The sequence below is a fragment of the Xenorhabdus sp. PB62.4 genome, from assembly GCF_014467285.1.
Classification (GTDB): Bacteria; Pseudomonadota; Gammaproteobacteria; order Enterobacterales; family Enterobacteriaceae; genus Xenorhabdus.
In genome coordinates, this window is sequence record NZ_NKHR01000017.1 from 87,770 (window position 1) to 94,823 (window position 7,054).

The 7,054-nt window shown below is 42.8% G+C and carries 7 protein-coding genes and 1 rRNA gene; 2 read left to right on the forward strand and 6 right to left on the reverse strand.

Going from position 1 to position 7,054, the window contains the following annotated elements; all coding sequences use genetic code 11:
* Positions 1-79 precede the first annotated feature (79 nt).
* The 6 genes from proS to metN all read right to left on the reverse strand — a co-directional run bounded on the left by proS (position 80) and on the right by metN (position 5,847).
* Complete coding sequence (gene proS / locus Xenpb_RS14145) at positions 80-1,801, reverse strand: proline--tRNA ligase (RefSeq protein WP_187654907.1); 1,722 nt, start codon at positions 1,799-1,801, stop codon at positions 80-82.
* A 113-nt stretch (positions 1,802-1,914) separates the two neighbouring features.
* Complete coding sequence (gene tsaA, locus Xenpb_RS14150) at positions 1,915-2,622, reverse strand: tRNA (N6-threonylcarbamoyladenosine(37)-N6)-methyltransferase TrmO (RefSeq protein ID WP_187654908.1); 708 nt, start codon at positions 2,620-2,622, stop codon at positions 1,915-1,917.
* Positions 2,623-2,641: 19 nt separating this feature from the next.
* Positions 2,642-3,037: an Rcs stress response system protein RcsF gene (rcsF, locus tag Xenpb_RS14155; protein WP_187654909.1), complete on the reverse strand. Its 396-nt coding sequence runs from the start codon at positions 3,035-3,037 to the stop codon at positions 2,642-2,644.
* A gap of 155 nt (positions 3,038-3,192) precedes the next feature.
* Positions 3,193-4,008: a MetQ/NlpA family lipoprotein gene (locus tag Xenpb_RS14160; RefSeq protein WP_187654910.1), complete on the reverse strand. Its 816-nt coding sequence runs from the start codon at positions 4,006-4,008 to the stop codon at positions 3,193-3,195.
* A 161-nt stretch (positions 4,009-4,169) separates the two neighbouring features.
* Positions 4,170-4,823, reverse strand: a complete 654-nt coding sequence (locus Xenpb_RS14165) for a methionine ABC transporter permease MetI (RefSeq protein WP_187654911.1) — start codon at positions 4,821-4,823, stop codon at positions 4,170-4,172.
* Positions 4,816-5,847 carry a methionine ABC transporter ATP-binding protein MetN gene (metN, locus tag Xenpb_RS14170; protein ID WP_187654912.1) on the reverse strand — a complete coding sequence of 344 codons (1,032 nt, stop codon included), beginning with the start codon at positions 5,845-5,847 and terminating at the stop codon, positions 4,816-4,818. The genes Xenpb_RS14165 and metN overlap by 8 nt, the downstream gene beginning before the upstream one ends.
* Before the next feature lie 178 nt (positions 5,848-6,025).
* On the opposite strand from metN, the gene gmhB reads away from it, so the two are divergent.
* A complete protein-coding gene (gene gmhB, locus Xenpb_RS14175; RefSeq protein ID WP_187654913.1) occupies positions 6,026-6,592 on the forward strand; it encodes a D-glycero-beta-D-manno-heptose 1,7-bisphosphate 7-phosphatase in 567 nt (188 codons plus the stop codon).
* Between the two features lie 366 nt (positions 6,593-6,958).
* Positions 6,959-7,054, forward strand: a 16S ribosomal RNA gene (locus tag Xenpb_RS14180); the annotation flags it as partial.

Here is a 7,054-nt window from a genome sequence, read left to right on the forward strand (position 1 = left end):
AAAAAAACCTGCGCGATAAATACGCAGGTTTTTTCAATTTAAGCTAATGCTTTTACTGAGTTACTGCTCGTAAGTGAAATTAAGCTTGTTGAATTTGCCCTTTCAGATATTCAACAACATTTTCCAGTTTCAGCATCTGCTTATCGCCACTGCGACGGTATTTGTATTCGATCTCATCGTTATCTAAATTGCGATCACCGATAACCAGAGTATGTGGTACGCCAATCAGTTCCATGTCAGCAAACATAACACCAGGGCGTTCTTTGCGATCATCAAAAATCACATCAATACCGTTGGCACGCAAGTCCGCATATAATTTTTCAGCGACTTCTTTTACTCGATAAGATTTGTGCATATTCATTGGCAGAATTGCTACCTGGAACGGAGCAATCGCATTTGGCCAGATAATGCCACGGTCGTCATGATTTTGTTCAATGGCGGCAGCAACGATACGGGTTACACCAATACCGTAGCATCCCATGCTGACAACTTGATTGTGCCCGTCTTCGTTTTGTACTGTCGCTTTCAGGGCATCAGAGTACTTGGTTCCCAATTGGAAGATATGACCAACTTCAATACCACGTTTGATTAATAGTGTACCTTTGCCATCCGGGCTGGCGTCACCTTCAACGACATTACGGATATCAGCCACTTCTGGCACTGGCAGATCGCGCTCCCAGTTAATACCAAAGTAGTGTTTGCCATCAACGTTGGCACCTGCACCGAAATCACTCATGATGGATACACTACGATCAATAATAACAGGCATAGGCAGGTTTACAGGGCCTAAAGAGCCGGGGCCTGCGTTTACAATGGCACGAATTTCTTCTTCAGTCGCGAAGTTCAGTGGGCTAGCGACCAGAGGCAGTTTTTCTGCTTTGATTTCATTTAGTTCATGATCACCACGTACCAGCAAAGCAACTAACTTATGTCCGCTCTCTTCCGCAGCATGAACGATCAGCGTCTTGACTGTTTTTTCAATTGGTAAGTTGAATTGTTCAACCAACTCAGCAATAGTTTTTGCGTTTGGTGTATCAACCAGACGCATTTCCTCAGATGGAGCTGCACGTTCCTGAGATGGCATAACCGCTTCCGCCAACTCAATATTAGCTGCATAGTCAGATTCGGTTGAAAATACGATATCATCTTCACCGCTGGCTGCCAGAACCTGGAATTCATGAGAGGCATTTCCACCAATTGAGCCGGTATCTGCCAGAACCGCGCGGAAATCCAGACCAATACGGGTAAAGATTTTGCTGTAAGCAGCATACATCTTATCGTAAGTCTCTTGCAGAGACGCTTGGCTGGTGTGGAAAGAATAGGCATCTTTCATGATAAATTCACGTGAACGCATAACACCGAAACGTGGGCGAACTTCGTCACGGAATTTGGTCTGGATTTGGAACAGATTCAGCGGAAGCTGTTTATATGAGGTGACTTCGTTGCGAACCAAATCGGTGATCACTTCTTCATGGGTTGGCCCCAAAACGAAAGGACGTTCACCACGATCAACAAAACGCAGTAATTCTGGACCATATTGTTCCCAACGGCCACTTTCCTGCCACAAATCTGCTGGCTGAACTACCGGCATGGAAACCTCAATCGCTCCCGCATTGTTCATCTCTTCACGAACAATGTTTTCAACTTTTTTCAACACGCGGACACCTGTCGGCATCCAGTTGTACAAACCTGAAGCGAGTTTACGGATCATTCCGGCACGAAGCATCAGTTTATGACTGACTACTTCTGCATCAGCAGGCGTCTCTTTTAAAGTAGAGAGCAGATATTGGCTAGTACGCATATAAGTTTCCATTGGATAGCAAATTGCTTCTGGGCGGCAAGTAGCGCCACCCTGCCCAGAAAATAAAAATAAACCGCTAGTCTACCAGCGAGCTTGCGATGTCAAAAGTGGTTTTAGCGGTGTTCAATAGAAACCACTTCTGTCATGGTGTCATTCACCAACCAACGGACATTGAAATCCAATATATGGGCGGCATATATTCGGTTTTCTTGTTCTTTCTTACGGTAGGCCGGGCGAGGATCTTGCGCTAATATCTGGCTAATAAAACGTCGCAAATGAGGATAATTGGCTTGATGGGATAAAAGTTGGTATTCCGCTTCTGCCGAGAAATTGATTTTCATATCAGCAATTGGTGCTGATTGGGCAAATCCTGCTTTAGCTTCTGGACGTGATTCGGCAAAAGGTAAATAAGGTTTGATATCTATCACGGGTGTACCATCCACTAAATCCAAACTGCCAAGTTCCAGGATAATACGATTGTTAGCGTGTTGAATCCCTTTCAATTCTACCAAGGACATGCCTATCGGATTTGGGCGGAAGGTTGAACGAGTGGCAAATACGCCCATTTTGGCATTTCCCCCCAAACGGGGAGGGCGCACTAATGGATTCCAGCCGCCGTTCATGGTTTGGTGAAAAACGAAAATGATCCATAAATGACTGAATTGCTCCAGCCCGCGTATTGCATCAACCTGATTATAAGGAGCAAGCAATTCTAATTGTCCTGTACCATCTTCCACCAAACCCGGTTGACGGGGAATGGCAAACTTCTCTTTGTAAGGAGAATGAATGGTTCCAATTTGCGTAAAATGAAAATCTGCCATGGGCGTTTTTTAATAATAATTACTTGTTGGTTGTTAGCAGGGCTGAACCTTCACAAATGGCAATTTGGTAGCAACCCTGACCAGGTAAGATCGCACATTTATGAAGTAAGACCGCGTTAGCGTTTAGATAATTTGCTTTTGCCAGCATGTTTTGCCGGGCAATTGCAATGCTGGCAGGGGGATCTTGTAACGTACTGCGGCAGGATTCCCCGGCTACAATACCTAAATCTTTAAATGGTAAACCTAACAGCTCATCTGTTTTGGTGTATAGATGGACATAAGATGGTGTTTTGCTTTTCTTGACTGACTGACGTTTCAACTTCGAATCTGATGTACTGGGTTTATCGACCTGAGTTGATAGTGAAGTACACCCCACCATAAAGAGCGCCATGAAACAGATAGGTAACACACGCATCGAGTTGAATCCTTATATTGATAGAGTCAGTGAGGACAGGTTTAATCTTATTGATTGAAACTACGATAAAGTCGTTTGTTTCTCCCAAACGAAAATGGGCGGATATAAAAATACCCGCCCGATAATTTTAATCTTGATTGACTGAATATGAAAGATTACCAGCCTTTTATTGCTCCGCCTTTAAAGACTTTTTGTGCTTCTTGTTCTACTTCTGGAGATTGGTATGCTTTCACGAATTTTTGCACATTTTCGGCATCTTTATTGTCTTCACGGCTAACGATGAGATTGACGTAAGGTGAATCTTTATCTTCAACAAAGATCCCATCTTGCTCTGGGGTCAAACCAATCTGCCCTGCATAAGTGTTATTGATGATAGCAAAAACAATTTTCTGATCATCCAGTGAGCGTGGTAATTGAGGTCCTTCCAACTGAACGATATCCAAGTGCTTAGGATTGCCGGTAATGTCCAGAATGGTTGGCAGCAGACCAACACCCTCTTTCAAAGTGATTAAACCCTGTTTTTGTAATAACAGTAGTGAACGACCTAAATTGGTTGGATCGTTGGGGACAGCAATTTGAGAACCATCCTGCAATTCATCTAACGATTTAATTTTCTTGGAATAGGCCGCCATTGGGAAGATGAAAGAGTTACCAACAATAGCCAGTTTGTAGTTACGTTCTTTCATTTGTCGATCTAGATAAGGCTTATGCTGGAAGACATTCACATCAATATCTCCCTTGCTCAGTGACTCATTTGGTAAAACATAGTCATTGAATGTTGTCAGCTCAACATCAAGGCCATATTTATCTTTAGCAACTTGTTTGGCAACTTCAGCAACTTGAAGCTCAGGCCCTGCAATAACTCCAACCTTGATATGGTTCGGATCACGTTGCTCCTGGCCGCAACCAGCAATAATTAATGAACCTAATAAAGCGCCGATTACTGCAATGGATTTCAATTTTACTGACATATTTTCACCCCTATTGAATACTGATTTATAACCTGTCTTATCAAGCTACTGTGTACTACCTATTACAAGTACGACTACCTATTACAAGTACTACTACAATGAGGTTTTTAGGTATAAGCCTTGTAAGCGGAGCCATTATTGGCTCCTTATTTGAAATAATGCTATTTACGATTAACGGTCTTGACTAAATGATCGCCACCTAATTGAATCAAGAACACTAAAACAACCAGTAATGCTAATACGGTATTCATGACTGTTGCATCATAGCCGATATAACCATACTGATAGCCAATCTGGCCCAGACCGCCTGCACCAACAGCCCCACCCATTGCGGAATAACCGACTAAAGTAATTAAGGTAATGGTGGCAGCATTAATTAAACCTGGCAGTGCTTCCGGCAACAGAATCTTTTTAACAATTTGGAATGGAGTTGCACCCATCGCTCGCGCCGCTTCAATTAAGCCTGTCGGAATCTCCAATAATGTATTTTCCACCATGCGTGCAATAAAAGGTGCCGCCCCTACAGTCAGCGGAACAATCGCCGCTTGCAAACCAATGGATGTGCCTACGATCAAACGGGTAAATGGAATCATCCATACCAACAGAATAATGAAAGGTATTGAACGAGTAATATTTACCAATGCAGAAAGTATGCGATAAAGTGTGCCATTTTCAATAACCTGCCCAGGACGGGTAACATATAAAAGTACACCAGCCGGCAACCCAATCACAAAGCCAAAGAAACCAGAAACGAAAGTCATTACGAGGGTTTCCCAGACTCCTTTAGCTAATAATAAAATCATTCCTTCAGACATAACCGAGAACCTCTACTTTCACATGATGCGCTTCTAAAAATTCAATTGTTGATTCGATGCTATCGCCTTCTCCATCCAACTCAGCCAGCATAACACCAAATTTAACGCCACCGGCGTAATCAATTTGGGAACTTAATATGCTGATATCGATATTAAAGCGGCGAACTGCCATGGAAATTAAAGGTGCATCAACAGATTTACCAGTGAATTCCAACTTCAATAATGGACTGCGATCAGGCGCAGATTCCGGCTGTAACTTTTGTAAGTAATCTCCAGGAATGTCCAAGTGCAGTGTAGATTTGATAAATTCTTGAGCCACCGGAGTCTTAGGATGCGAAAATATTGCACTAACAACATCTTGCTCGATCAATTGGCCGCCACTAATGACTGCAACTTGATCACAGATGCGCTTAACCACATCCATTTCATGGGTGATCAAAAGAATGGTTAACCCCAAACGGCGGTTAATGTCTTTTAATAGTTCCAGAATAGAACGCGTTGTTGCTGGATCCAATGCGCTGGTGGCTTCGTCACACAAAAGTACTTTCGGTGAGTTCGCAAGTGCCCGGGCAATAGCGACGCGTTGTTTTTGACCACCAGACAGATTGGCAGGATACGCGTCATGCTTATCAGCAAGGCCAACCAACTCCAGTAATTCATTAACCTTAGCCTTTATTTCAGCTTTTGGCGTGTTGTTCAATTCTAAAGGTAACGCAACATTGTCAAATACTGTTCTGGATGACAGTAAATTAAAATGTTGGAAAATCATGCCAATATGGCGACGTGCGCGAGTTAGTTCACCTTCTGAAAGAGAAGTGAGATCTTGCCCTGCAACTAATACCTGACCGGAAGTTGGGCGTTCGAGCATATTCACACAGCGAATTAAGGTACTTTTTCCCGCACCGGAAGAACCGATGACGCCATATATTTGCCCCTGTGGGACATGTAAGTTGATATCTGAAAGCGCTTTGATTGAACGCGCGCCTTGTTGAAATATCTTGTTTATCTGAGTCAGTCTTATCATTTTTTTCTTATTAGATGTATAGATGAATGACTTGAGAACATTTCAACAAGTCATGAATTAAAGTGGATGTTAAGGCGTCTAGACGTCTAAGTCAACTGGGAATAAATTAAATGCTGCATTCTCATTCAGCAATAAATCATGCGATACTGTTTACTTGATCCATTCTTGGAGTAATCAGGTGACTCAAGGTATTCCCGCCGTATTTTTAGATCGTGACGGCACGATTAACATCGATCATGGCTATGTACATGAGATAGATAATTTTCAATTTATTGATGGTGTGATTGAAGCCATGCTTGAATTGAAGAAAATGGGCTATGCACTGGTCTTGGTAACAAATCAGTCGGGTATTGCACGTAAAATTTTTACAGAAGATCAGTTTATGCAGCTAACAGAATGGATGGATTGGTCATTAGCAGACCGAGGCGTCGATCTTGATGGTATCTATTATTGCCCTCATCACCCGGAAGGGAATGATGAAGAATATAAGAAGAACTGCAATTGTCGTAAACCACAATCAGGTATGTTGTTGGATGCACAGCAAGCATTACATATCGATATGTCAGCTTCTTATATGGTAGGAGACAAAATAGAAGATATGTTGGCAGCAAATGCCGCTAATGTTGGAACCAAGATCCTCGTCCGTACAGGAAAACCTGTAACAGAAGCAGCAGAACAAGCCGCAGACTTGGTTATTAATAGCCTGGCAGACCTACCAAATGTGATAAAAAACAGGCAAAAATAGCCTTTTAGCCTAAATTGTGATCGTTCAAATAAAAAATCACAAAAAAGGCTTGCCTAAATTTAAAGGCTCCCTATAATGCGCATCCGTTGTCACGACAAACACACAAACATGTCGGGATGACAAAGTGAAAGGCCCTGAAAAATAAGGCTTGACACTCTCAGAGGAAAGCGTAAGATACGCAGCCTCGCAACACGGGAGGATTTTCCCGGTTGCCACGCTCTTTAACAAATTAATCAGACAATCTGTGTGGGCACTCGCAAGACACTATCCACGCCGGAAGGCGAAAAAAGATATAAGTCTTGAAGAGTGACTGAACAGTTAATTCATTACGAATGAACACAGTGTAATTCTTTGAGCATCAAACTTTAATTGAAGAGTTTGATCATGGCTCAGATTGAACGCTGGCGGCAGGCCTAACACATGCAAGTCGGGCGGCAGCGGGGGAAAGCGTGCTTTCCTGCC

What these genes read in the sequence shown, in the direction of transcription:
- metN (WP_187654912.1), bottom strand. Translation starts at nt 5,847, where the DNA reads ATGATAAGACTGACTCAGATAAACAAGATATTTCAACAAGGCGCGCGT.
- Xenpb_RS14165 (WP_187654911.1), bottom strand. Translation starts at nt 4,823, where the DNA reads ATGTCTGAAGGAATGATTTTATTATTAGCTAAAGGAGTCTGGGAAACC.
- rcsF (WP_187654909.1), bottom strand. Translation starts at nt 3,037, where the DNA reads ATGCGTGTGTTACCTATCTGTTTCATGGCGCTCTTTATGGTGGGGTGT.
- tsaA (WP_187654908.1), bottom strand. Translation starts at nt 2,622, where the DNA reads ATGGCAGATTTTCATTTTACGCAAATTGGAACCATTCATTCTCCTTAC.
- proS (WP_187654907.1), bottom strand. Translation starts at nt 1,801, where the DNA reads ATGCGTACTAGCCAATATCTGCTCTCTACTTTAAAAGAGACGCCTGCT.
- Xenpb_RS14160 (WP_187654910.1), bottom strand. Translation starts at nt 4,008, where the DNA reads ATGTCAGTAAAATTGAAATCCATTGCAGTAATCGGCGCTTTATTAGGT.